The following is a 25,457-nucleotide window of genomic DNA, read 5'->3' as shown; positions in this document are numbered from 1 at the left end:
GGGTAAGCGTCAGCGCCACCCGGCAAGCATCACTCTCCGCGATACACGCAGCCCGCGGTGCAGGTCTCTTTGATCATCACCGCGCTCAGCAGCGGTACCAGCGGCTTCATCTGATCCCAAATCCATTTTGCCAGCACTTCGCTGGTCGGGTTTTCAAGACCCGGGATCTCATTCAGGTAATAGTGATCCAGACGATCGTAGGTCGGCTTAAACGCCGCCTTCAGCTCGGCAAAATCCATGATCCAACCGGTATGCGGATCAACTTCACCGGTGATCTCAAGACGCACCATGAACGAATGCCCGTGCAGACGGCCGCATTTGTGCCCTTCTGGTACATGCGGAAGGTGGTGGGCGGCTTCGAAGGTGAAATCTTTAAACAGTGTGGTGGACATGATCGCTCTCAGTAATGCGGAAAAAACCGCCGCATAGTACCGGAAAGCACAATTTTTAGCATTAACTAAAACGGCTCTGAAGCCTGGCGTCTCGTTAATGGGCGTTTTTTGGTGCTTTTAGTGATATTTTTCAGTGGGTTAATTAATCGGTTTTATCGCTAAGCGTGACAACCAAAACAGGTTAGTCCATTTGGTTATTTATTATTTCCATCCCTTCTTTAATTGTTATTATCCTCGCCGTTAACCTTATCTTCAGTTTGGATTTATTCGCTTAAAGTCCGCTTGGCTACTGGAACATAACGACGCATGACAACACAGGCCCCACCTTCAAATTTGCTTCCCCTGAACCCGGAGCAACTGGCGCGCCTTCAGGCTGCCACCTCTGATTTTTCGCCCACTCAGCTTGCCTGGGTCTCCGGTTATTTCTGGGGAATGCTCAATCAGCAGCCTGGCGCTGTGGCGGGCGCACCGGCAACGGCTGTGGAAATTCCGGCCATTACCCTGATTTCCGCCTCGCAGACGGGCAATGCCCGCCGCGTGGCCGAGCGGCTTCGCGATGACCTGCTGGCCGCCAAACTGAACGTGAACCTCGTCAACGCCGGGGATTATAAATTCAAGCAAATCGCGTCGGAAAAACTGCTGGTGGTGGTGGCCTCCACGCAGGGTGAAGGTGAACCTGCTGAAGAAGCGGTGGCGCTGCACAAGTTTCTGTTCTCGAAAAAAGCGCCGAAGCTGGACGGTACGGCGTTTGCCGTGTTTGGCCTGGGCGATACCTCCTATGAATTCTTCTGCCAGTCCGGCAAAGACTTCGACAGCAGGCTGGCGGAGCTGGGCGCAGAGCGCCTGCTGGATCGCGTTGACGCGGATGTCGAATACCAGGCCGCCGCCGATGAATGGCGTGCGCGCATCGTTGAGGTACTGAAAGCGCGCGTGCCGAAAGAGACGTCGGCGCAGGCCGCGTTCACCGCAACGGGAGCCGTCAACGATATCCACACCAGCCCGTACACCAAAGAGGCGCCGCTGACGGCGAGCCTGTCGGTGAACCAGAAAATTACCGGCCGCGACTCCGAAAAAGACGTCCGCCATATCGAAATCGATCTCGGCGACTCCGGCCTGCGCTATCAGCCCGGCGATGCGCTCGGCGTCTGGTATCAGAACGATCCGGCGCTGGTGAAAGAGCTGGTTGAGCTGCTGTGGCTGAAGGGCGACGAGCCCGTCACCGTCGACGGCAAAACCCAGCCGCTTTCCGACGCGCTGCAGTGGCACTTCGAGCTGACGGTGAACACCCCGAATATCGTTGAAAATTATGCCACCCTCACGCGCAGCGAATCCCTGCTGCCGCTGGTGGGCGACAAAGCGAAGCTGCAGCATTACGCCGCGACGACGCCGATTGTCGATATGGTGCGCTTCTCTCCGGCGCAGCTGGATGCCGACGCGCTGGTCGGCCTGCTGCGTCCGCTGACCCCGCGCCTGTACTCCATTGCTTCTTCTCAGGCCGAGGCGGAAAGCGAAGTGCATATCACCGTGGGCGTGGTGCGCTACGACATCGAAGGCCGCGCCCGTACGGGTGGGGCGTCAGGTTTCCTGGCGGACCGCGTGGAGGAAGAGGGCGAAGTGCGCGTCTTTATCGAGCACAACGATAACTTCCGCCTGCCGACAAACCCGGAAACCCCGGTCATTATGATTGGCCCGGGCACCGGCATTGCGCCGTTCCGCGCCTTTATGCAGCAGCGTGCGGCAGACGAGGCGCCGGGTAAAAACTGGCTGTTCTTCGGCAACCCGCACTTCACCGAAGATTTCCTCTACCAGGTTGAGTGGCAGCGCTATGTGAAAGAAGGCGTGCTGACCCGCATCGATCTGGCCTGGTCCCGCGACCAGAAAGAAAAAGTCTACGTACAAGACAAACTGCGCGAACAGGGCGCAGAGCTGTGGCGCTGGATCAATGACGGTGCCCACATTTATGTCTGCGGCGACGCTAATCGCATGGCGAAAGACGTTGAGCAGGCACTGCTGGAAGTGATTGCCGAATTCGGCGGTATGGATGCCGAAGCGGCGGACGAATTTTTAAGTGAGCTGCGCGTTGAGCGCCGTTATCAGCGAGATGTCTACTAATGAGCGAAAAACATCCAGGGCCACTGGTGGTCGAAGGTAAACTGACAGACGCCGAGCGCATGAAGCTGGAAAGCAACTACCTGCGCGGCACCATTGCTGAAGATCTGAATGACGGTCTCACCGGCGGCTTCAAAGGCGACAACTTCCTGCTGATCCGCTTCCACGGCATGTACCAGCAGGACGATCGCGACATCCGCGCCGAGCGTGCGGAACAGAAGCTGGAGCCGCGTCATGCGATGCTGCTGCGCTGCCGCCTGCCGGGCGGGGTGATCACCACGAAGCAGTGGCAGGCCATCGACAAGTTCGCGGGTGAAAACACGATTTACGGCAGCATCCGCCTGACCAACCGTCAGACCTTCCAGTTCCACGGCATTCTGAAGAAGAACGTGAAGCCGGTGCACCAGATGCTGCACTCCGTCGGGCTGGACGCGCTGGCGACCGCCAACGACATGAACCGTAACGTGCTCTGCACCTCGAACCCGTACGAGTCCGAGCTGCACGCCGAAGCGTACGAGTGGGCGAAGAAGATCTCCGAGCACCTGCTGCCGCGCACTCGCGCCTACGCAGAGATTTGGCTCGATCAGGAGAAAGTCGCGACCACCGACGAAGAGCCGATTCTCGGCCAGACCTATCTGCCGCGTAAGTTTAAAACCACGGTCGTGATCCCGCCGCAAAACGATATCGACCTGCACGCCAACGACATGAACTTCGTGGCGATTGCCGAAAACGGCAAACTGGTCGGCTTTAACCTGCTGGTAGGCGGCGGCCTGTCCATCGAGCACGGTAACAAGAAAACCTACGCCCGCACCGCGAGCGAGTTCGGCTTCCTGCCGCTGGAGCACACGCTGGCCGTGGCCGAAGCGGTCGTGACCACGCAGCGCGACTGGGGCAACCGCACCGACCGTAAAAACGCGAAGACCAAATACACCCTGGAGCGCGTGGGCGTCGAGACGTTCAAAGAAGAAGTGGAGCGTCGTGCGGGCATCAAGTTTGAGCCGATCCGTCCTTACGAATTCACCGGCCGCGGCGATCGCATTGGCTGGGTGAAAGGCATCGACAATAAGTGGCACCTGACGCTGTTTATCGAAAACGGCCGTATTCTGGACTATCCGGGCCGTCCGCTGAAAACCGGCCTGCTGGAAATCGCGAAGATCCACAAAGGCGAGTTTCGCATTACCGCCAACCAGAACCTGATTATTGCCGGCGTGCCCGAGAGCCAGAAGGCGAAAATCGAGAAGCTGGCGCGCGATCATGGGTTGATGAACGCGGTGAAGCCGCAGCGTGAAAACTCGATGGCCTGCGTGTCGTTCCCGACCTGCCCGCTGGCGATGGCCGAAGCGGAACGTTTCCTGCCGTCATTCACTGACAAAGTGGAAGCGATTCTGGAAAAACACGGTATTCCGGACGAGCATATAGTGATGCGCGTTACCGGCTGCCCGAACGGCTGCGGTCGCGCGATGCTGGCCGAGCTGGGGCTGGTAGGGAAAGCCCCGGGTCGCTACAACGTACACCTCGGCGGTAACCGTATGGGGACGCGCATTCCGCGGATGTATCGCGAAAATATCACGGAACCGGAAATTCTCGATTCCATCGACGAGCTTGTCGGGCGCTGGGCGAAAGAGCGCGAAGCGGGTGAAGGCTTCGGCGACTTTACGGTGCGTGCGGGCATCATTCGCCCGGTGCTCGATCCCGCCAGGGATTTCTGGGAGTAACATCCCGACGGTTTTACAGGTGTTGTAGGCCGGGCAAACGCAGTGCCGCCCGGCAAAACTGGCAAACGAGGTTCTTATGTCCGTACTCGATCTAAACGCGCTTAACGCATTGCCAAAAGTCGAACGCATTCTCGCACTCGCAGAAACCAATGCACGCCTTGAAAAGCTGGACGCGGAAGGGCGCGTGGCGTGGGCGCTGGAAAACCTGCCGGGAGACTATGTGCTCTCGTCGAGCTTTGGTATTCAGGCGGCGGTCAGCCTGCATCTGGTGAATCAGATCCGTCCGGACATTCCGGTGATCCTCACCGACACCGGCTACCTGTTCCCGGAAACCTACCAGTTTATTGACGAGCTGACGGACAAGCTTAAGCTGAACCTCAAGGTCTTCCGCGCGACGGAAAGCGCGGCCTGGCAGGAGGCGCGCTACGGCAAGCTGTGGGAGCAGGGCGTTGAGGGCATTGAGAAATACAATGAGATCAACAAAGTTGAGCCGATGAACCGAGCGCTGAAGGAGCTTAACGCGCAGACGTGGTTTGCGGGGCTACGCCGCGAGCAGTCCGGCAGCCGCGCCACGCTGCCGGTGCTGGCAGTTCAGCGCGGGGTCTTCAAAGTGCTGCCGATTATCGATTGGGATAACCGGACGGTGTATCAGTACCTGCAAAAACACGGGCTGAAGTACCATCCGCTGTGGGAGCAGGGCTACCTGTCGGTGGGCGACACCCACACCACGCGCAAATGGGAACCGGGAATGGCGGAAGAAGAGACGCGATTCTTTGGGCTGAAGCGCGAGTGCGGATTGCACGAAGGGTAATACGCTCGTTTTTATTATTGTGTCTTTCCACTCGCCCGGTTCAACCGGGCGAGTGTTTTTTTATTACCGTAAATCATCGCCTTTAATGAAAGATATTTTCTATCCTTGTTTGAGTTTTGCTCTGAAATATAAATAAAGGAAATGATCAATAATAAATTATTGATGGCATTTATTTTATATTCCTCAGGCGATATTAGCTTTGTGATAGCTATCACCGAATAGCATATAAATGCGTGTGATGATTTCTCCTGAAACATGAAGTGTTCTGCTGTCACTTTATTGATGGAGTTTCTGGGCATGTTTAAATACTGGGGAAAGAGTCGTCTCTCTGATAAAGAAGGTGGCGATGACTACCATTTACTTTGCTGGCACGCATTAGATGTTGCCGCATGTGGTTACTGGATAGTGCAGCAAAATGTTTATGGTGTCGCTAATCTCTTTTGCCAGTCAGGCTTGCCGAATCGCGAGCAGGCAGCACAATTTTTTGCGTGGTTATTATGCTGGCATGATACCGGTAAATTCGCGCATTCTTTTCAGCAACGCTACGTTCATCCGGCACTCAATAATCACAGTGAGAAGCCCCACTATTACGAAGATATTCATCATACGACGCTAGGCTACTGGTTATGGCAAAATACACTGCGGGAAAAGTATGAATTATTTCCCGCGTCTGCATTAACGCCACGAAAGTTGCGCAGAGTACTTGAGCGATGGATGCCGCTAACGCTTGGGCACCATGGCCTGCCGCCCGGTATGGCTGACGAACTGATTCATTTCCGTCAGGAGGATAAAAATGCCGCCTGTGATTTTTTGCAGAGCATCAAGACACTCTTTCCACTGCTCAATATTCCGAAACGTTGGGATCGCGAAGCCGAAAGCGCGCGGTTTCCTTCATTATCCTGGAGCTTTTCTGGCGTTATTGTTCTCGCCGACTGGCTGGGGTCTTCCACTCATTATTTTCCGCGCATCGCCAGTGAAATGCCGCTCGATAGTTATTGGCGGCAGGCGCTCGCTAAAGCCGAACGTGCAGTAAAGTCTTTACCCACATCGGCAAAGGTTGCCCCCTTTGGCGGTATAAATCGTCTATTCCCCTTTATTCAACATCCGACCCCTTTACAGCAAAAAGCGCTCGAACTGGATATCAGCGCCGAGGGGCCACAGCTGTTTATTCTGGAAGACATTACCGGCGCGGGGAAAACGGAAGCCGCGATGATTCTGACCCATCGGCTAATGGCGGCCGGAAAGGCGCAGGGTATCTATTTTGGTTTGCCAACGATGGCAACAGCGAATGCGATGTTCAGACGTATGTCTGAATCCTGCCTTGCGTTATATCAGCCCGGCTCGCGCCCGAGCCTGATGCTGGCGCACAGTGCCCGAAATCTGGTCTCCGAATTCAATTCGTCATTATGGTCTGTTGATGCTTCAAATGAAGAAGACAGGGACGGTAGCCAAAGCCAGGGCTGCGCGGCCTGGTTTGCAGACAGTAATAAAAAAGCGCTGCTGGCGGATATTGGTGTGGGCACGCTGGATCAGGCGATGATGGCCGTGATGCCCTTCAAACATAACAACCTGCGCCTGCTGGGGCTTCACCGTAAAGTGTTGTTGGCCGATGAGATCCACGCTTGCGATGCCTACATGTCGTTCATTCTGGAGTGTTTAATCGAAAAGCAAGCTCGCGACGGCAACCCCACTATTTTGCTTTCGGCAACGCTTTCGCAACAGCAGCGTGAACGGCTGGTGACCGCGTTTCTTCGCGGCACGGGCGGTGCAGGTGAGGCACCGCGGCTGGGGCATGATGACTATCCCTGGCTGACGCAGGCAACCGCCGCAGAGGTGATCTCCACCCGCGTGGGCGCGCGGAAGGAGGTAGAACGCAGCGTCTCCGTGGCGTGGCTGTATAGCGAGCAGGATTGCATCACCCTGATTCAACAGGCCGTGCGCAATCGAAAATGCGTGGCCTGTGTGCGCAACTCGGTGGATGATGCCATTCGCTCACGGCGTCAGCTTATTGCCAGTGGCGCGCGAGAGGACGATACGCTGCTGTTTCATAGCCGCTTCGCCTTCCACGATCGTCAGCGGATTGAAAACCAGACGCTGGACTTCTTTGGTAAACACAGCGGCCCGGAACGGGCGGGTAAAGTCATTATTGCCACCCAGGTTATTGAGCAGAGTCTTGATATTGATGTTGATCTGATGATTTCGGATCTGGCTCCCGTCGATTTACTGATCCAGCGGGCGGGGCGATTGCAAAGGCATATCCGTGATTGTCACGGAAGAATAAAAGAGACGGGGCGTGACGAGCGCCCCGCACCGGAACTGTTTATTTTGGCCCCTGAGTGGAATGACAACCCCACCGAAACATGGTTTTCGGGCGCGATGCGCAACAGCGCTTACGTCTATCCCGATCACGGCAAACTGTGGCTAACCCAGCGCATTTTACGCACGCTGGGTGAAATCCGTATGCCTCAGGCTGCCCGGCAGCTTATTGAATCGGTGTATGGAGACGAGACAGACATACCCGATGGCCTGGTGAACACCAGCGACCGTTCGCTGGGGAAATATTACTGCGATCGCGCCATCGCTTCTCAACGCACGCTTAATCTTGCCGCCGGGTATCTGCCCGGTATTCATGACTATCTCCCGGAAAAACTCTCCACCCGGCTGGCGGAAGAGTCTGTCCTTCTGTGGCTGGCAAAAAAGGCTGATGACGAGGTTGTTCCCTATGCACCCGGAGAAAACGGCTGGGAGATGAGTGCATTAAAGGTACGTGAAAGCTGGTGGAGAAAGCACCGCAGCCAGTTCAGCCTGCTTGAGGGTGAGGAGCTGCAGGCATGGTGCGCAGGGCAGCGCAAAGACCCTGAGTTTGCCGTCGTGATTGTGGTGTCAGATTCACCCGCATGCGGCTACTCGTCGCATGAGGGGCTGACGTTTGAAATATGACGGGATGCCCGGAGCCTATTGGCTCCGGGGCTTATCCCCGCTGTCGCGGGGAACGCTGTACCCATTGAACGCAGGCACTAGCTCGGTTTATCCCATCAAGGGAACTTTGAGATTTTACCAAAAGCGAGAGTTGATGAAAATTTATGAAAACATAAGAGCTAATGCCTTTGTTCATAATCAGGCTTGTTGGAGCGGTTAACGAAGCGTATCCTTTGATTTCCACATTAATGACAAGGATAAATTGGAATGATTGTTGGCACTGTTTTGATGACTTTGCTTCAACGTGTAAGCAATTTTTTTAAGTTAAATCGAACATTGGATTGTCTTCTGAGGTTCCAGTTCTGCTTCATAGGAAGAATGAAATTCTCATTCCATATTCGTGTGAAAATGTCATGACAGATCGTATGCCATGTATGACTGCCTGAGAAAGGAGCTGTAAAATTGTTTTCACTCTTAACCACACCCTGGCTGCCCGTCCGTTTTAAGGACGGTTCTACCGGGAAGTTTGCGCCAGCCGATCTGGCTGACGAAAACGTGATAGATATTGCTGCAACGCGCCCCGATTTACAGGGCGCGGCCTGGCAGTTTCTGCTGGGGCTGCTGCAAAGCAGCCTCGCGTCCAGCAATCGCGAGAGCTGGGAGGACATCTGGGAAGACGGGCTAACGCCGGAGGCGGTGCAAAAGGCTTTCGCTCCGCTGGATGCAGCGTTCCAGTTCGGCAGCGAGTCGCCCTCTTTCATGCAGGATTTTGCCGCCCTCGACGGTGAAAAAATCGCTATTGCTTCACTGCTGCCGGAGATCCCCGGTGCGCAAACGCTCCGGCTCAACAAAGATCTGTTCATCAAACGCAACGTCACTCAGCGTTTCTGCCCACACTGCGCCGCGCTGGCACTGTTCTCGTTACAGCTGAATGCGCCTTCCGGTGGTAAAGGTTACCGCACCGGGCTGCGCGGCGGTGGCCCCCTGACCACGCTGATTGAACTGCAGTCATATAGGGGAGAGCGGCAAACGCCGCTGTGGCGAAAGCTGTGGCTGAACGTGATGCCGCAACTGGAGTCTGGTCTGCCACTGCCAACACGGTTCGATGACGCTATTTTTCCCTGGCTCGCGCCTACGCGAACCAGCGAGCGGGCAAGCGCGCTGGTGACCGAGGAGCAGGCGAACAAGCTTCAGGCGTACTGGGGGATGCCGCGCCGCATTCGTCTGGATTTTAGCGCCGTGCAGTCTGGGTATTGCGATCTTTGTCTGGCGCCGAGTGATGAACTGCTGCATTCGATGACGGTAAAAAACTACGGCGTTAACTATGCCGGATGGGTGCACCCGCTTACGCCTTATCGGCTCGCGTTAAAAGGTGAGGCGGAAAAGTACTCTGTCAAACCCCAGCCCGGTGGGCTGATATGGCGAGACTGGCTGGGGCTATCTCAGCATATTGCCGGCGAGAGTAATAACGAATTTCCTGCTCAGGTGGTGAGCCTGTTCTCTCTTTATCGTCCGGCACACACCGTTACCGGAATGTGGGGCTTTGGCTTTGATTTCGACAACATGAAAGCACGCTGCTGGTATGAACACCATCTGCCGCTGTTATTAAACGCAGAAATCAAGCCCCATTTACGACAGGCTGCCCAGACCGCCTCCCGCATCCTTAGCCAGCTTCGAAGCGCATTGAAAGAAGCCTGGTTTTCCGACGCCAGGGGAGATTTCAGCTTTATCGACAGTGATTTCTGGAATCAGACCCAGGGGAAATTCCTGACATTTATCAGCGAAATCGAGAACGGTGCAGATCATGACAGCACGCAACGCGAGTGGCGCGCCATGCTCTGGCGGTATGCGCGGGATGAATTCGATCGCCGCGTATTCACTCACCCTCAGGAGAGCGCGGATCTGAAGCGCTGCATGTCCGCGCGCAAAAAATACTTTACCTCATCGGCGGGCCGGTAATCCACGAATGCCGCCAGAACATCAAGCAGGAGGCTGCGAATGAATATAGTGAAGGACGACCATCACGCAACGCTTAGCGCGTGGCATCAAATGCTGCAGGAAAAGCGTGGCCTGCGCGCCAGCCTGCGGCGCTGCGTAGCCGTTAATGAAATTTGCCTCAGCGACGGGTTCCGATCGTTGCTCATGCAAACCCATACGCTCTGGAAAAGAGAACATCAGGAATGGCGTTTTACCGCGCTGGCGATCGTAGCGGGTCTGGCTGCCCATATTCGGCCTAATGATGAAAAGCTGAATTTTGCTGCACAGCTTGGCCAGTTATCGGGCAACAACCCGGCGATGTCAGTGCTGCGATTTAAACGTCTTTCTGCCACCCGAACGCCGGATGACCTCCTGCGCCAACTGCGTCGTGCCATCAGGCTGCTTGATGGCAAAGCCAATCTGCAGTCGCTGGCTGAGGATATCTTCGTCTGGTGTCGCGAACAGGATGAACTGAAAAACCATATTCGCCGCCCGCAGCAGCCAACCGAATTTATTCGTGTTCGCTGGGCGATGGACTATTACCAGGCGGGAAGCGTGGATGAACAGCACTCTACCGAAAAAGAAAAAGGATGATCCTATGACAACATTTATTCAGCTTCACTTACTGACAGCATACCCGGCAGCCAACCTTAACCGCGACGATACAGGCGCACCGAAAACGGTGATGCTGGGCGGTGCAACGCGTTTGCGTATCTCATCACAAAGCCTGAAGCGCGCGTGGCGCACGTCGGAACTTTTCGAAGCGGCGCTCGCGGGGCATATCGGTACGCGAAGCGGGCGTATTGGACGCGAGGCGGCGCAAATTCTGAAAGACAGCGGCATTGACGAGAAAAAAGCGATTGAATGGGCGAAGGATATCGCTGCCTGTTTCGGCAAAGTCAAAAGTGAAAAGAAACCCAGGGATGTGCTGATCAACACCGAAACAGAGCAACTGGTGCATGTCAGTCCGGCGGAGCTTGAGGCGGTGAGAGCGCTGGCGCATAAGTTAGCGGAAGAAAAACGCCCGCCAACGGAAGACGAGGTCGCGTTGCTCCGCCGCGATCGCATGGCGGTGGATATTGCCATGTTTGGGCGCATGCTGGCCGATAAGCCTGAGTATAACGTTGAAGCAGCCTGCCAGGTCGCCCACGCATTTGGCGTAGGGGAAACCCTCGTCGAAGATGATTTTTTTACCGCCGTTGATGATTTGCGACAGGCGGCAGAAGATGCTGGCGCGGGCCATCTGGGCGAGGCGGGATTTGGGTCAGGCCTGTTCTATACCTACATTTGCATTGACCGCGATCTGCTGCTGAAAAATCTCAACGGTGATGACGCGCTGGTCAATCGCACGCTGCGAGCGTTTACCGAATCGGCACTGAAGGTTTCCCCGACCGGCAAACAGAACAGCTTTGCCAGTCGCGCCTTCGCCAGCTGGGCGCTGGTGGAAAAGGGCGAAGAGCAGCCGCGCTCCCTGGCAACCGCGTTTTACAATCCGATCAACGGTACCGATCAGCTCGGCGTTGCTATCAGCCGTATCACAACGCTGCGGGAGAACATGAACAAGGTCTACGATCAGAACGCGGCGTTCACCGGGTTTAACGTGTTGAGCGGACAGGGCAGCATCAATGACGTGCTTGATTTTATCTGCGCGTAAGGGGCGGATATGAGCCAATACCTGGTGTTTCAGTTACACGGGCCGATGGCCTCCTGGGGCGTAGATGCACCTGGCGAAGTGCGTCACACCCATGCGTTACCCTCGCGCTCAGCCCTGCTAGGGCTGTTGGCTGCGGCGCTGGGTATCCGTCGTGAAGAAGAGGCGCGCCTGAATCAGTTTAATGAGCATTACGCTTTTGTGGTTTGCGCCAGCAAACATTCGCACTGGGCAAGAGATTTCCATACCGTCCAGATGCCCAAAGAAGCGCGAAAAATACGCTATTTCAGCCGTCGGGAGGAGCTGGGCAATCCCAACCGTTTGGGTACCTTAATTTCGCGCCGAGACTATTACACCGATGGCTGGTGGATGGTGGCGCTGAAGGCTACGCCGGGCGCGCCGGTTGCGCTGGATACGTTACGTGATGCCTTATGCCGTCCCGTTTTCCCGCTCTGTTTAGGCCGTAAGAGTCATCCACTGGCGCTCCCGGTTTTGCCGTTGCTGCTGGAGGGCCCTTGTCCGGAAGTGCTGCATGCTGCGCATGGTTTTTACCGTGAAAAGCTGGCGGCGTTGGGCAAGGGAAACGAAAAATTGGCAGCGCTCCAGCCTGAATGCTGTTGGGAAGGGGAACACGACGGGCTGCATGAAACGAAGGTACACCGTCGTCGCGACAGACCTTTAAGCCGCCAGCACTGGCTTTTTGGCGAGCGTATCGTTAGTCAGGGACCGCTTCCCCTGCTCAAGGAGGAATCATGTATCTCTCAAAAATAACGTTAGATACCACCAGGCTTGCTCCAGAGCAGCTACTCCAGCTCGTGGAGCAAGGTGAATATGCCATGCATCAGTGGTTGTGGCGGTTATTCCCCGGTACAGAACAACGGTCGTTTCTTTACCGTCGTGAGGAGCTTCAGGGGGCGTTTCGTTTTTTTGTGCTTTCGCCTCATATACCGGCCAGCCAGGACATTTTTACGGTGGAGTCTCGTCCGTTTGAACCTGTTTTCAGCCCAGGATTACGCTTGCGCTTTACCCTGCGGGCTAATCCGACTCTGTGTAAGGAAGGGAAACGCCACGATCTTCTCATGGAGGCGAAACTCAGGGTGAAAAATAAGGTAGAGAAAGCGGAAATCTGGCCTGTTCAACAACAGGCGGCGCTGGAATGGTTACAACGGCAGGGGGAGCGTAGCGGTTTTTCGCTGGTCACTGCGCAGGTTGAGGGCTATCGGCAACAGCTGATTGTCAGAGCGAAAAATCGGCAACGTATCCAGTTTAGCACCGTCGATTATTCCGGCGTCATTGACGTTCGCGATCCTGCACGCTTTCACGAGCAGCTAACTCTGGGCTTCGGTAAAAGCCGCGCTTTTGGTTGTGGATTGATGCTCATAAAGCCGGAGATCGCTGCATGAGCTTTGTGCCGTTAGGACCGATTCCGTTAAAAGATCGTACCTCGATGATTTTTCTCCAGTACGGTCAATTGGATGTTCTGGACGGTGCATTTGTGCTGATCGATAAGACCGGGGTACGCACACATATCCCGGTTGGCAGCGTAGCCTGCATTATGCTGGAGCCAGGAACACGAATTTCCCATGCAGCAGTCAGGCTTGCCTCGACGGTAGGGACGCTTCTGGTGTGGGTAGGAGAAGCTGGAGTGCGTCTTTATGCGTCGGGTCAGCCCGGCGGCGCGCGCGCGGACAAGCTGTTGTATCAGGCAAAACTGGCGCTGGATGACGATCTGCGGCTAAAGGTGGTGCCCAAAATTTATGAGCTACGTTTTTGTGAGCCACCTCCAGCGCGCCGCTCGGTCGAACAATTACGGGGAATTGAAGGCGCACGAGTTCGCCAGACTTACGCTCTGCTCGCACAACGCTATGGCGTGAAATGGCATGGACGAAAGTACGATCCTAAAGACTGGGAAAAGGGCGACGTGGTGAATCAATGCATCAGTGCGGCAACCTCGTGTCTGTATGGCATAACGGAGGCGGCGGTGTTAGCCGCGGGCTATGCGCCCGCGATTGGCTTTATTCACAGCGGTAAGCCTCTCTCGTTTGTTTATGACATCGCCGACATCATCAAATTTGATACGGTGGTGCCAAAAGCATTCGACATTGCTGCCCGCAACCCCTCCGCGCCGGACAGAGACGTTCGGCTGGCCTGCCGGGATATTTTTCGCACCACTAAAATGACCGGCAAACTGATTCCACTCATAGAGGAGGTTCTTGCTGCCGGAGAGATTGCGCCGCCGCAGCCCGCAGCGGACATGCTTCCGCCTGCCATTCCGGAGCCGCAGGCGCTCGGAGATGAGGGGCATCGGGGAGGTGGAGGATGAGCATGGTCGTGGTGGTTACCGAGAATGTACCGCCTCGTTTGCGTGGCAGGCTGGCCATTTGGCTACTGGAGATCCGCGCAGGGGTATATGTCGGTGATGTTTCGAAACGGATACGTGAAATGATCTGGCAGCAAGTGACGCTACTGGGTGGTGAAGGCAATGTCGCAATGGCCTGGGCCACGAATACCGAATCTGGTTTTGAGTTCCAGACCTGGGGGGAAAACCGTCGTATTCCGGTAGATTTGGATGGTCTTCGATTAGTGTCTTTCTTTCCTGTTACTATTCAATAGGTTACCTGCTCTTTAACATTGTATATTTGTGATCGATATGTTGGTAGGATGTTTTTTCTGTGTAAGTTGTTGATTTATAAGATTGTATATTTAGGGTGTTCCCCGCGTGAGCGGGGATAAACCGAAGATATCTCGTTTTGCTCATAGCGTAGGTGGGTGTTCCCCGCGTGAGCGGGGATAAACCGGGTGGCTGGGAGACTGCAAGCGACGAAGATATGTGTTCCCCGCGTGAGCGGGGATAAACCGATCTGCGCGCTGCCGGTGGCGACACGCGTCACGTGTTCCCCGCGTGAGCGGGGATAAACCGTCAGGCTTTAACATTTATATAGTTTCCCTATTGTGTTCCCCGCGCGAGCGGGGATAAACCGGGGTCGTCTAAGCCGCTGGTCATGACCGGGATGTGTTCCCCGCGCGAGCGGGGATAAACCGGGATTACCTGTGCCGCAATCCAGCCCTGGTGGGTGTTCCCCGCGTGAGCGGGGATAAACCGTTGTTTTAATGGAGGCGAATCCCGATAACTGGGTGTTCCCCGCGTGAGCGGGGATAAACCGTCTCCGCGCCTCCATGCGCTTACAGCGCATCTGTGTTCCCCGCGTGAGCGGGGATAAACCGTGCCAGCGGTTCATTGTCAGCTTGTCGCGCGGGTGTTCCCCGCGTGAGCGGGGATAAACCGTGAGTTGTTTGGCATATAAAGACCCTATCATTGTGTTCCCCGCGTGAGCGGGGATAAACCGGATTTACTCATTTCAATTATTGAAATGGTAGGGTGTTCCCCGCGTGAGCGGGGATAAACCGAGAAACCGTATATCGCAGCCGCGGCCGCTGGAGTGTTCCCCGCGCGAGCGGGGATAAACCGGGATTACCCCTGAAGTGCTGAATTTCATCAAGGTGTTCCCCGCGCGAGCGGGGATAAACCGGGTGTGCCGTCCAGCTGGCGCCAGCTGGTCAAGTGTTCCCCGCACGAGCGGGGATAAACCGTCAGCAAATCGTTCGTTGCAGCGCTTCTGCGCGTGTTCCCCGCGCGAGCGGGGATAAACCGTTCCCTCCTCGTTTTCCTGTTTTTTACAACAAGTGTTCCCCGCGCGAGCGGGGATAAACCGGTGAGGAGTTCAGATTGTGTTCGAATTTAAGTATGTTCCCCACATCAGCGGGGAAAGCCCGCTATTTCCCCGCTTTTGCCAGCTCCTTCACCAGCGGCAGCATCACCTTCACCACATCACGGCTGCGGTGCTCAATTCGCTGCGGCAGTGCGCTGTCGATGTGCTGCTGATTATCCAGCATCACGTTGTGCCAGCTTGTCCCGTCCGGGAAGGCCTTCGTTTTCGCCCGCTGCTGGTAGCCATCTTTATTGCCCAGCGCCCAGTTTGTCGCTTCCACGTACAGCACCGGAATGCCCGCCTTATCGAACACTTCGCCGTCGTTGCAGCAGCCGGTGCCTCGCGGATAATCCGGGTTCCCGCCGGGATTACTGGTGGCATAAACGCCATGGCTGCGGGCAATGGCCAGCGCCCGGTCGCGCGTCAGTTTTCGCACGGTACCCGGCGTACTCTGCCCGCTGTTGAAATAGAGCTTGTCGCCGACGATCAGGTTATCGAGGTTGATCACCAGCAGCGTATTTTTCTTCTCCTCTGCGCTCATGCGCTTAAGGAGATTCTCAGCGCCGAGCTTGCCCTCTTCTTCACCGCTGGTGGCTACAAAACGAATGCCATATTGGGTGGGGACATTTTTCATCCGCTCTGCCAGTTCGAGCATCACGCCCAGGCCTGCCGCGTTATCGTCCATGCCCTGCAGCGTCAGCCCGCCAAGATTGTTGTCCGTATCGGCATCGCTCAGCGGGGCGTAGGTATCAAGGTGCGCCATAATAATAATTTGCTCTTTTGCGCTACCTTCGTGCGCCGCAATCACCGTACTGCCGGTCACGTTATGCCAGTTTTTCGTTTTATTTCGTGAGGTATACACGTAGCGGCTGTGAAACGACCGGATGTCGCTCTGGTAACCCATGTCGGCAAACTGCTGGCGAAGATAGTCGGCGGAGAGCATTTCCGCAGGCGAGCCGGTCATGCGGCCAGGGAAGACGGTGGCAATATGCCGAGCCTGCATATTGGCGATGTCACCATAAGGTGGGTTTTTTGCCTGAGCGGGAAGAATAAAGCAAACGCCGAGCGCCAGGGCAGCAATACGGTGGCGCATTGCGGAAAACATAGTGAGTCCTTAAAAACAGAGCAAAATAATAACCCGTCTAGTATGAAACTGTGATCGTCCATACACAATTTGAATTGTTCTTAAATGCCCGAAATGTCGCGCGTTAAGCACTTTTTGGTATTAGCATTTTCAGGGCGTTATTCCATTGAGTAACTACTCATTCCAATTCGTAATTTCATTCGATCTAAGCCGCCCCCTATAGTCCCTTTATTCCTCGTTGTTAGTGAGTTGTTGCTTGTGGACTATCTGCCCTTATTTGCCGCGATAAAAGAGAAGCCGGTGCTGGTTGTTGGCACGGGTGAAATCGCCGATCGCAAAATCGCGTTTCTTCATCGCGCAGGGGCGCAGGTGCGGGTAGTTGCAGAGGCGGATTTTGACGAATCACACATCGACAGCGTCGTGCTGGTCATTGCGGCGACCGAAGACCGCGAACTGAACCGGCGGATCTCCGACGCCGCTCAGGCCCGTTACCGCCTGGTGAACGTGGTGGACGACCAGCCTTTATGCTCGTTTATCTTTCCGTCGATCGTTGACCGTTCGCCGCTGCTGGTGGCCATCTCCTCCGGCGGTACCGCGCCGGTGCTGGCGCGCGTGCTGCGGGAAAAAATCGAAGCGCTGCTGCCGACCAGCCTCGGACGCATGGCGGAGAAGGCCAGCTACTGGCGCAACCACCTGAAAACCCGCCTGACCAGCGTGACGGAACGCCGTCGCTTCTGGGAACGCGTGTTTCGCGGCCGCTTTGCCAGCCTGATGCAGGCCGGCAATGAGACCGCGGCGCAGAAAATCCTCGAGGACGAACTGGATAACCCCGGCAGCACGGGCGGGGAGATCATTCTGGTGGGCGCGGGGCCGGGCGATGCCGGGCTCCTGACGCTGCGCGGCCTGCAGGTGCTGCAGGACGCGGACGTGGTGTTTTACGATCATCTGGTCACCGACGGCGTGCGCGAGCTGATCCGTCGCGACGCGGAGCAAATCTGCGTCGGAAAACGGGCTGGCGAGCACTCTGTGCCGCAGCACGACACCAACCAGATGCTGGTTGACGCCGCCAAAGCGGGTAAAACCGTGGTGCGCCTGAAGGGGGGCGATCCGTTCATTTTCGGTCGCGGCGGCGAAGAGCTGCAGGCGGCAGCCGAAGCGGGCGTACCGTTCCAGGTGGTGCCCGGCATTACGGCGGCTTCTGCGGTAACGGCCTATGCCGGTATCCCGCTCACCCATCGCGATTATGCTCAAAGCGTCACCTTTGTGACCGGCCACTACAAGGCCGACAGCGCGCCGTTTGACTGGTCGCATCTCGCCCAGAGCCGCCAGACGCTGGCGATATACATGGGCACGATGAAGGCGGCAGACATTAGTGAACAGCTTATTCAGCACGGCCGCGAGGCGACGACGCCCGTTGCCGTCATTTCTCGCGGCACCCGCGTCGATCAGCACGTTGCGACGGGCACCCTGGAACATCTTGCAGCCCTGGCGAAAGACGCCCCGATGCCCGCCCTGATCGTGGTGGGGGAAGTGGTGCATCTGCACAGCACGCTCGCCTGGTTTCAGCACACAACCGATACAGAAGGCTTTGGTTCTTCTGTTGTAAATTTGGCTTAAGGAACGGTTATGGACCAAAAACGTCTTACACACCTGCGGCAGCTCGAAGCGGAAAGTATCCATATTATCCGCGAAGTGGCCGCCGAGTTTTCTAACCCGGTGATGATGTACTCCATCGGTAAAGATTCCAGCGTCATGCTGCATCTGGCGCGTAAAGCGTTTTATCCGGGTACGCTGCCGTTCCCGCTGCTGCACGTGGACACCGGCTGGAAATTCCGCGAAATGTACGAGTTCCGCGACCGTACCGCGAAAGCCTACGGCTGCGAGCTGCTGGTGCATAAAAACCCGGAAGGGGTGGCGATGGGCATTAACCCGTTCGTGCACGGCAGCGCCAAGCACACCGATATCATGAAAACCGAAGGGCTGAAGCAGGCCCTGAATAAATACGGTTTTGACGCGGCCTTCGGCGGCGCGCGTCGTGACGAAGAGAAGTCCCGTGCCAAAGAGCGTATCTACTCCTTCCGCGACCGCTTCCACCGCTGGGATCCGAAAAACCAGCGTCCGGAGCTGTGGCACAACTACAACGGCCAGATTAACAAGGGCGAAAGTATCCGCGTCTTCCCGCTCTCCAACTGGACCGAGCTGGATATCTGGCAGTACATCTATCTGGAAAACATCGAGATCGTTCCGCTGTACCTGGCCGCCGAGCGTCCGGTGCTGGAGCGCGACGGCATGCTGATGATGATCGACGACGATCGCATCGACCTGCAGCCGGGCGAAGTGATTAAAAAACAGATGGTGCGTTTCCGTACTCTCGGCTGCTGGCCGTTGACCGGCGCGGTGGAATCCAGCGCGCAGACGCTGCCGGAGATCATTGAAGAGATGCTGGTGTCCACCACCAGCGAGCGACAGGGGCGCGTGATTGACCGCGACCAGGCAGGCTCCATGGAGCTGAAGAAACGTCAGGGTTATTTCTAAGGAGCCGCCATGAACACCACTATTGCTGAACAAATTGCCAACGAAGGCGGCGTGGAAGCGTACCTGCACGCGCAACAACACAAAAGCCTGCTGCGTTTTCTGACCTGCGGCAGCGTGGATGACGGGAAAAGTACCCTGATTGGCCGCCTGCTGCACGATACGCGCCAGATTTACGAAGATCAGCTCTCTTCTCTGCACAACGACAGCAAGCGTCACGGCACCCAGGGTGAAAAGCTCGACCTGGCCCTGCTGGTGGACGGCCTGCAGGCGGAGCGCGAGCAGGGCATCACCATCGACGTGGCCTACCGCTACTTCTCTACCGAGAAGCGCAAATTTATTATCGCCGACACCCCGGGGCACGAGCAGTACACCCGTAACATGGCGACCGGCGCGTCCACCTGCGACCTGGCGATCCTGCTGATGGACGCGCGTAAAGGCGTGCTGGATCAGACCCGTCGTCACAGCTTTATCTCGACGCTGCTGGGGATCAAGCACCTGGTGGTGGCGGTCAACAAGATGGATCTGGTGAACTTCAGCGAAGAGACGTTCGAGGAGATCCGCCAGAGCTACCTGACCTTTGCCGAACAGCTGCCGGGCAACCTGGATATTCGCTTTGTGCCGCTCTCGGCGCTGGAAGGGGATAACGTCGCCTCCCAGAGCGCGAACATGCCGTGGTACAGCGGCCCGACGCTGCTGGAGGTGCTGGAAACCGTTGAGATCCAGCGCGTGGTCGACACCCAGCCGATGCGCTTCCCGGTGCAGTACGTGAATCGTCCAAACCTCGATTTCCGCGGCTTCTCGGGCACCCTTGCGTCAGGCTCCGTGAAGGTCGGCCAGCGCGTTAAGGTGCTGCCGTCCGGCGTGGAATCGACCATTGCCCGCATCGTCACCTTCGACGGTGACCTGCAGGAAGCGGGCGCCGGTGAAGCGGTTACGCTGGTGCTGAAAGACGAAATTGATATCAGCCGGGGCGACCTGCTGGTCGACGCGCAGGAAACGCTGGCGGCGGTTCAGGGCGCTTCCGTGGACGTGGTGTGGATGGCGGAACAGCCGCTGACCGCTGGCCAAAGCTACGACATCAAAATTGCGGGCAAGAAAACCCGCGCCCGCGTGGACGGCATTCAGTTCCAGGTGGACATCAACAACCTGACCCACCGTGACGTGAGCGAGCTGCCGCTGAACGGTATTGGTCTGGTCGATCTGACCTTCGACGAACCGCTGGTGCTGGACCCGTATCAGCAGAACCCGGTCACGGGCGGGCTGATTTTTATCGACCGTCTGACTAACGTTACCGTCGGCGCGGGGATGGTTCGTGAGCCAAACGAGCAGGCGACCGCTGCTTCTGAATTCAGCGCCTTTGAGCTGGAGCTGAACGCGCTGGTGCGTAAACACTTCCCGCACTGGGGCGCGCGCGATCTGCTGGAGGGCAAGTAATGGCCGCCCATGATGAGAACGTCGTCTGGCATCCTCATCCGGTCACCGTCGCCCAGCGCGAAAAGCTCCACGGTCACCGTGGGGTGGTGCTGTGGTTTACCGGGCTGTCCGGCTCGGGTAAATCAACGGTGGCGGGCGCGCTGGAAGAGGCGCTCTATCAGCAGGGCGTCAGTACCTACCTGCTGGATGGCGACAACGTGCGCCACGGCCTGTGCAGCGATTTAGGGTTTAGCGACGACGACCGCAAAGAGAACATTCGTCGGGTGGGCGAAGTCGCCAGCCTGATGGCTGACGCGGGGCTGGTGGTGCTGACCGCGTTTATCTCTCCGCACCGCGCCGAGCGCCAGATGGTGCGCGAACGCGTGGGCCAGGATCGCTTTATCGAGGTGTTTGTCGATACGCCGCTGGAAATTTGTGAAGCGCGCGACCCGAAAGGGCTGTACAAGAAAGCGCGGGCCGGAGAACTGCGCAACTTCACCGGCATTGACGCGGTATACGAAGCGCCTGAATCGCCTGAAATTCACCTGGAGGGTCAACAATTGGTAACAAATTTAGTAAGCCAATTATTAGACCTGCTCAGACGGGACGATATTATCAGATCCTGAGGCGGTATCGTTCGGGAGCTGTCTTCCCGAACGATGAGTCACGGTCACAGGACTAGCTATGCGCAACAGTGAACATTACATCACCACCAGGTCGGAGCCGCTCGCGACCGACGACGAAACGACCTGGTCATTTCCTGGGGCCATCATTGGCTTCGTCGCATGGCTGCTGGCGCTGGGCATTCCGTTTCTCATCTACGGCGGCAACACGCTGTTCTTCTTTCTCTACACCTGGCCTTTCTTTCTGGCGCTGATGCCCGTGGCGGTTGTCGTCGGCATTGCGCTGCACTCGCTGCTCAACGGCAAGCTCCTCTACAGCACCGTGGTCACGATTGTGACGGTGGTTCTGATGTTTGGTCTGTTATTTTTGTGGCTCATGGGCTAACTTCAGCCATAATTCAAACCGTAACCAACTGTGTAACGATATTGTGCAGGACGATTCTGCGGAAAAAATGTGGTACATTTGCCCGCGATGTTGCGGCATCTCTGTTACCCCGGCGTAGTGCTCTGGGGAAGTCTTGGGATGATGATGCCGTTTTTCAGGGGGCAGGATGGGTAAACTAACGCTGCTGTTGCTGGCTTTGCTAATCTGGCTGCAATATTCGCTGTGGTTCGGTAAGAACGGACTGCACGACTACAGCCGGGTGAGCGATGACGTCGCGGCTCAGCAGGCAACAAACGCCAAACTTAAGGCGCGAAACGATCAACTCTTCGCTGAAATTGATGACCTCAATGGCGGGCAAGAGGCGATTGAGGAACGCGCACGCAATGAACTCAGTATGACTAAGCCGGGCGAAACCTTTTATCGTCTGGTACCGGATGCGTCTAAACGCAATCAGGGCTCAGCACAAAACAATCGATAATCAGGCCCAGGATTACGACATGGCAGTAACTTTTTCGGACGTATGCGCCGTGGTGCCGGCCGCAGGTTTTGGCCGGCGCATGCAGACAGAATGTCCCAAGCAGTACCTCTCTATTGGCGATAAAACGATCCTCGAGCACGCCGTGGCGGCGCTGCTGGCGCACCCGCGGGTGACGCGTGTGATCATCGCTATCAGCCCTGGCGATGCGCGCTTCGCGCAGCTGCCGCTGGCAAATCACCCACAGATTACCGTCGTTGACGGCGGTACCGAGCGCGCCGATTCCGTTTTGGCGGGCATTCAGGCTGCCGGAAACGCGCCGTGGGTGCTGGTGCATGACGCGGCGCGTCCATGCCTGCATCAGGACGACCTTGCGCGCCTGCTGGCGCTGAGCGAAACCAGCAAGGTGGGCGGCATTCTGGCCGCGCCGGTGCGCGACACCATGAAGCGCGCCGAGCCGGGCAAACAGGCTATCGCCCACACCGTCGATCGCGTCGATTTATGGCACGCGCTGACGCCCCAGTTTTTCCCCCGCGAATTACTCCACGACTGCTTAACGCGTGCGCTTAACGAAGGTGCGACCATTACGGACGAAGCCTCTGCGCTGGAGTATTGCGGCTTCCACCCAACGCTTGTTGAAGGACGTGCTGATAATATTAAAGTGACGCGTCCGGAAGACTTACAGCTCGCGGAATTTTATCTTACCCGTTCGACCCATCAGGAGAAGGCATAATGCGAATTGGACACGGTTTTGATGTACACGCCTTTGGCGGAGAAGGCCCAATTATCATTGGCGGCGTGCGTATTCCTTACGAAAAAGGTCTGCTGGCGCATTCTGATGGCGACGTGGCGCTGCATGCGCTGACCGACGCCCTGCTTGGCGCGGCCGCGCTGGGTGATATCGGCAAGCTGTTCCCGGACACCGATCCGGCATTTAAAGGCGCCGACAGCCGCGAGCTGCTGCGCGAAGCGTGGCGCCGCATCCAGGCGAAAGGCTATACCCTCGGCAACGTCGACGTGACGATTATTGCCCAGGCTCCCAAAATGCTGCCGCACATTCCGCAGATGCGCGTGTTTATTGCAGAAGATCTGGGCTGCCATATGGACGATGTGAACGTCAAAGCGACGACGACCGAAAAGCTGGGCTTTACCGGTCGCGGCGAAGGGATTGCCTGTGAGGCCGTAGCGCTGCTGCTGAAGGCGAGCAAATGACGGACTTCGACAATCTGACCTACCTGCACGGCAAACCGCAGGGGAACGGCGTGCTGAAAGCCAGCCCTGAAGATTTCCTCGTGGTCGAGGATTTGGGGTTTGAGCCGGATGGCGAAGGCGAACATATCCTGGTGCGTATTCTGAAAAATGGCTGCAATACCCGCTTTGTGGCCGACGCGCTGGCAAAATTCCTCAAAATTCATGCCCGAGAAGTGAGCTTTGCCGGGCAGAAAGATAAACACGCCGTCACGGAACAGTGGCTCTGCGCGCGCGTTCCCGGCAATACGATGCCTGATTTAAGCAAATTTGAGCTTGAGGGCTGTAAGGTACTGGAGTTTGCCCGCCACAAGCGCAAGCTGCGTCTGGGGGCGTTGAAAGGTAACGCGTTTACCCTCGTGCTGCGCGAAGTGACAAATCGCGAAGACGTTGAAAAACGTCTGAACGCTATCAATGAACGCGGCGTACCGAACTACTTTGGCGCGCAGCGCTTTGGCATTGGCGGCAGCAACCTTCAGGGCGCGCTGCGCTGGGCGCAAAGCGACGCGCCGGTGCGGGACAGGAATAAACGCAGTTTTTGGTTGTCGGCGGCCCGCAGCGCGTTGTTTAATCAGATTGTGAGCGAAAGGCTGAAAAAACCGGACGCGAATCAAGTTGTTGTTGGCGATGCGCTACAATTAGCGGGACGCGGAAGCTGGTTTGTGGCAACGGCCGAAGAGATGGCCGATGTGCAGTCGCGCGTGGACGCAAAAGCGCTGATGATTACCGCCGCGTTGCCCGGTACGGGCGACTGGGGAACGCAGGGCGATGCGCTGGCCGCCGAGCAGTCAGCCGTGGCGGATGCGCCAGAACTGCAATCCTTGCTGGTGCGGGAAAAAGTTGACGCGGCGCGCCGCGCGATGCTGCTCTATCCGCAGCAGCTAGGCTGGAACTGGTGGGATGACGTGACCGTCGAGTTACGCTTCTGGCTACCGGCAGGTAGCTTTGCCACCAGCGTTGTCAGGGAAATTATCAACACGTCGGGTGATTATGCGAATATTGCTGAGTAACGATGACGGGATCCACGCGCCGGGCATTCAGACCCTGGCGAAACACCTCCGCGAATTTGCGGATGTGCAGGTCGTGGCGCCCGATCGTAACCGCAGTGGAGCGTCTAACTCTTTGACGCTGGAGTCGTCGCTTCGCACCTTTACCTTTGAAAATGGCGATATTGCCGTGCAGATGGGCACGCCGACCGACTGCGTCTTTTTGGGCGTGAACGCGCTGATGCGGCCGCGCCCGGACATCGTCGTCTCCGGCATTAACGCCGGGCCTAACCTCGGCGATGACGTGATTTACTCCGGCACCGTGGCTGCCGCAATGGAAGGGCGCCACTTGGGGTTCCCGGCGCTGGCGGTCTCGTTAAACGGCCACACGCACTACGACACCGCCGCCGCGGTCACCTGTTCGATCCTGCGGGCGCTCGGCCGCGAGCCGTTGCGGACCGGACGTATCCTCAATATCAACGTGCCGGATCTTCCTCTCGATGAAATTAAAGGCATTCGCGTCACGCGCTGCGGAAGCCGACATCCTGCCGATCAGGTGATCCCACAGCAGGATCCTCGCGGCAACACGCTTTACTGGATTGGTCCTCCCGGCGATAAGTGCGATGCGGGCCCGGATACCGACTTCGCCGCCGTGGATGAAGGCTATGTTTCGGTTACTCCGCTGCACGTAGATTTAACCGCGTATAGCGCGCATGATGTGGTGTCGGGCTGGCTGGAACGCGCAGGAGTGAACGCGCAATGGTAAACAAACGTGTACAAACTCTTCTGGAACAACTGCGCACGCAGGGGATACGCGACGAGCACGTGCTTGAAGCGCTTGCTCAGGTTCCGCGTGAGAAATTTGTAGACGAGGCGTTTGAACACAAAGCGTGGGAAAACGTGGCGCTGCCCATCGGGCAGGGCCAGACGATTTCGCAGCCTTACATGGTGGCACGCATGACGGAGCTGCTGGAGCTAACGCCCGACTCCCGCGTGCTGGAGATTGGCACCGGGTCGGGGTATCAGACCGCGATCCTGGCGCATCTGGTGCATCACGTCTGCTCCGTTGAGCGAATCAAAGGTTTACAGTGGCAGGCGCGTCGTCGCCTGAAACAACTGGATTTACATAATGTTTCGACACGACACGGTGATGGATGGCAGGGTTGGAAGGCGCGCGCCCCGTTTGACGCAATCATCGTGACGGCGGCCCCGCCTGAAATTCCAGCAGCCCTGTTGTCGCAGCTGGATGAGGGGGGCATTCTGGTTCTGCCTGTCGGGGACGAGCAGCAGCTGTTAAAGCGCGTTCGTCGGCGCGGCGGCGAGTTTATTATCGACACCGTGGAGGCCGTGCGCTTTGTGCCTCTGGTGAAGGGGGAGTTGGCCTGAGACTCGGATTTATCCAGGGTTATTAAGGCAAATTCAGC

General features: G+C 56.9%; 24 protein-coding genes and 1 CRISPR repeat array. Of the genes, 22 read left to right on the top strand and 2 right to left on the bottom strand.

Annotated features, from left to right (window positions below; genetic code table 11):
- Positions 1-29: 29 nt before the first annotated feature.
- Positions 30-392, bottom strand: a complete 363-nt coding sequence (queD, locus tag ACMWKK_RS07290) for a 6-carboxytetrahydropterin synthase QueD (RefSeq protein ID WP_014885039.1) — start codon at positions 390-392, stop codon at positions 30-32.
- Positions 393-698: 306 nt separating this feature from the next.
- Between queD and cysJ the strand changes: the two genes are divergently transcribed.
- The 11 genes from cysJ to cas2e all read left to right on the top strand — a co-directional run bounded on the left by cysJ (position 699) and on the right by cas2e (position 14,187).
- The gene (cysJ, locus tag ACMWKK_RS07285) at positions 699-2,504 is read left to right on the top strand and encodes an NADPH-dependent assimilatory sulfite reductase flavoprotein subunit (protein ID WP_045330594.1); all 1,806 of its coding nucleotides are present in this window, start codon (positions 699-701) and stop codon (positions 2,502-2,504) included.
- The gene (gene cysI, locus ACMWKK_RS07280) at positions 2,504-4,216 is read left to right on the top strand and encodes an assimilatory sulfite reductase (NADPH) hemoprotein subunit (protein WP_023333234.1); all 1,713 of its coding nucleotides are present in this window, start codon (positions 2,504-2,506) and stop codon (positions 4,214-4,216) included. The genes cysJ and cysI overlap by 1 nt, the downstream gene beginning before the upstream one ends.
- A 76-nt stretch (positions 4,217-4,292) precedes the next feature.
- Positions 4,293-5,027, top strand: a complete 735-nt coding sequence (cysH, locus tag ACMWKK_RS07275) for a phosphoadenosine phosphosulfate reductase (RefSeq protein ID WP_112780972.1) — start codon at positions 4,293-4,295, stop codon at positions 5,025-5,027.
- 297 nt (positions 5,028-5,324) lie between these two features.
- Positions 5,325-7,967, top strand: a complete 2,643-nt coding sequence (cas3, locus tag ACMWKK_RS07270; RefSeq protein ID WP_112781001.1) for a CRISPR-associated helicase Cas3' — start codon at positions 5,325-5,327, stop codon at positions 7,965-7,967.
- 441 nt (positions 7,968-8,408) lie between these two features.
- Positions 8,409-9,905, top strand: coding sequence for a type I-E CRISPR-associated protein Cse1/CasA (gene casA, locus ACMWKK_RS07265; RefSeq protein WP_112780970.1), 1,497 nt, complete (start codon positions 8,409-8,411; stop codon positions 9,903-9,905).
- Positions 9,906-9,944: 39 nt separating this feature from the next.
- A complete protein-coding gene (gene casB, locus ACMWKK_RS07260) occupies positions 9,945-10,517 on the top strand; it encodes a type I-E CRISPR-associated protein Cse2/CasB (protein ID WP_112780969.1) in 573 nt (190 codons plus the stop codon).
- A 4-nt stretch (positions 10,518-10,521) separates the two neighbouring features.
- Complete coding sequence (gene cas7e, locus ACMWKK_RS07255) at positions 10,522-11,577, top strand: type I-E CRISPR-associated protein Cas7/Cse4/CasC (protein WP_112780968.1); 1,056 nt, start codon at positions 10,522-10,524, stop codon at positions 11,575-11,577.
- Positions 11,578-11,586: 9 nt separating this feature from the next.
- On the top strand, positions 11,587-12,345 hold the full coding sequence (gene cas5e / locus ACMWKK_RS07250) for a type I-E CRISPR-associated protein Cas5/CasD (protein ID WP_112780967.1): 759 nt from the start codon (positions 11,587-11,589) through the stop codon (positions 12,343-12,345).
- Positions 12,327-12,977, top strand: a complete 651-nt coding sequence (gene cas6e / locus ACMWKK_RS07245) for a type I-E CRISPR-associated protein Cas6/Cse3/CasE (protein WP_112780966.1) — start codon at positions 12,327-12,329, stop codon at positions 12,975-12,977. Before cas5e ends, cas6e begins: the two co-directional genes overlap by 19 nt.
- The gene (gene cas1e / locus ACMWKK_RS07240; protein WP_406542769.1) at positions 12,974-13,897 is read left to right on the top strand and encodes a type I-E CRISPR-associated endonuclease Cas1e; all 924 of its coding nucleotides are present in this window, start codon (positions 12,974-12,976) and stop codon (positions 13,895-13,897) included. The genes cas6e and cas1e overlap by 4 nt, the downstream gene beginning before the upstream one ends.
- Positions 13,894-14,187 (top strand): type I-E CRISPR-associated endoribonuclease Cas2e, encoded by a 294-nt coding sequence (cas2e, locus tag ACMWKK_RS07235; RefSeq protein WP_112780964.1) that lies wholly within the window; start codon positions 13,894-13,896, stop codon positions 14,185-14,187. Before cas1e ends, cas2e begins: the two co-directional genes overlap by 4 nt.
- A 95-nt stretch (positions 14,188-14,282) precedes the next feature.
- Positions 14,283-15,287: direct repeats of the CRISPR family, unit length 29 nt; unit sequence GTGTTCCCCGCGTGAGCGGGGATAAACCG.
- A gap of 61 nt (positions 15,288-15,348) precedes the next feature.
- Here cas2e and ACMWKK_RS07230 read toward each other — a convergent pair.
- Positions 15,349-16,389, bottom strand: coding sequence for an aminopeptidase (locus tag ACMWKK_RS07230; RefSeq protein ID WP_112780963.1), 1,041 nt, complete (start codon positions 16,387-16,389; stop codon positions 15,349-15,351).
- Between the two features lie 237 nt (positions 16,390-16,626).
- Here ACMWKK_RS07230 and cysG point away from each other — a divergent pair, with 237 nt between their 5' ends.
- The 11 genes from cysG (at position 16,627) to ACMWKK_RS07175 (ending at position 25,419) form a co-directional block, all read left to right on the top strand.
- Complete coding sequence (cysG, locus tag ACMWKK_RS07225) at positions 16,627-17,985, top strand: siroheme synthase CysG (RefSeq protein WP_112780962.1); 1,359 nt, start codon at positions 16,627-16,629, stop codon at positions 17,983-17,985.
- A 9-nt stretch (positions 17,986-17,994) separates the two neighbouring features.
- Positions 17,995-18,903, top strand: coding sequence for a sulfate adenylyltransferase subunit CysD (cysD, locus tag ACMWKK_RS07220; protein ID WP_006811770.1), 909 nt, complete (start codon positions 17,995-17,997; stop codon positions 18,901-18,903).
- Positions 18,904-18,912: 9 nt separating this feature from the next.
- Complete coding sequence (gene cysN / locus ACMWKK_RS07215) at positions 18,913-20,337, top strand: sulfate adenylyltransferase subunit CysN (RefSeq protein ID WP_112780961.1); 1,425 nt, start codon at positions 18,913-18,915, stop codon at positions 20,335-20,337.
- Positions 20,337-20,942, top strand: a complete 606-nt coding sequence (cysC, locus tag ACMWKK_RS07210; protein ID WP_045330602.1) for an adenylyl-sulfate kinase — start codon at positions 20,337-20,339, stop codon at positions 20,940-20,942. The genes cysN and cysC overlap by 1 nt, the downstream gene beginning before the upstream one ends.
- 58 nt (positions 20,943-21,000) lie before the next feature.
- Positions 21,001-21,324 (top strand): DUF3561 family protein, encoded by a 324-nt coding sequence (locus ACMWKK_RS07205; protein WP_045330604.1) that lies wholly within the window; start codon positions 21,001-21,003, stop codon positions 21,322-21,324.
- Positions 21,325-21,490: 166 nt separating this feature from the next.
- Positions 21,491-21,802: a cell division protein FtsB gene (gene ftsB, locus ACMWKK_RS07200; protein ID WP_008499609.1), complete on the top strand. Its 312-nt coding sequence runs from the start codon at positions 21,491-21,493 to the stop codon at positions 21,800-21,802.
- A 19-nt stretch (positions 21,803-21,821) separates the two neighbouring features.
- Positions 21,822-22,532 (top strand): 2-C-methyl-D-erythritol 4-phosphate cytidylyltransferase, encoded by a 711-nt coding sequence (gene ispD, locus ACMWKK_RS07195; protein ID WP_112780960.1) that lies wholly within the window; start codon positions 21,822-21,824, stop codon positions 22,530-22,532.
- On the top strand, positions 22,532-23,011 hold the full coding sequence (gene ispF / locus ACMWKK_RS07190; protein ID WP_029741541.1) for a 2-C-methyl-D-erythritol 2,4-cyclodiphosphate synthase: 480 nt from the start codon (positions 22,532-22,534) through the stop codon (positions 23,009-23,011). Before ispD ends, ispF begins: the two co-directional genes overlap by 1 nt.
- A complete protein-coding gene (gene truD, locus ACMWKK_RS07185) occupies positions 23,008-24,057 on the top strand; it encodes a tRNA pseudouridine(13) synthase TruD (protein WP_112780959.1) in 1,050 nt (349 codons plus the stop codon). The genes ispF and truD overlap by 4 nt, the downstream gene beginning before the upstream one ends.
- Entirely contained in the window at positions 24,038-24,799 is a 762-nt protein-coding gene (surE, locus tag ACMWKK_RS07180) for a 5'/3'-nucleotidase SurE (RefSeq protein WP_029741539.1), read from the top strand. Before truD ends, surE begins: the two co-directional genes overlap by 20 nt.
- Positions 24,793-25,419, top strand: a complete 627-nt coding sequence (locus tag ACMWKK_RS07175; protein ID WP_045330610.1) for a protein-L-isoaspartate(D-aspartate) O-methyltransferase — start codon at positions 24,793-24,795, stop codon at positions 25,417-25,419. Before surE ends, ACMWKK_RS07175 begins: the two co-directional genes overlap by 7 nt.
- Positions 25,420-25,457 lie beyond the last annotated feature (38 nt).

The sequence above is a fragment of the Enterobacter sp. 01-M-03-SI-ECC genome (assembly GCF_047530215.1).
Lineage (GTDB): Bacteria > Pseudomonadota > Gammaproteobacteria > Enterobacterales > Enterobacteriaceae > Enterobacter > Enterobacter chengduensis.
The sequence above is the reverse complement of the archived record's forward strand: the minus strand, read 5'-3'. Positions and strand labels throughout refer to the sequence as shown.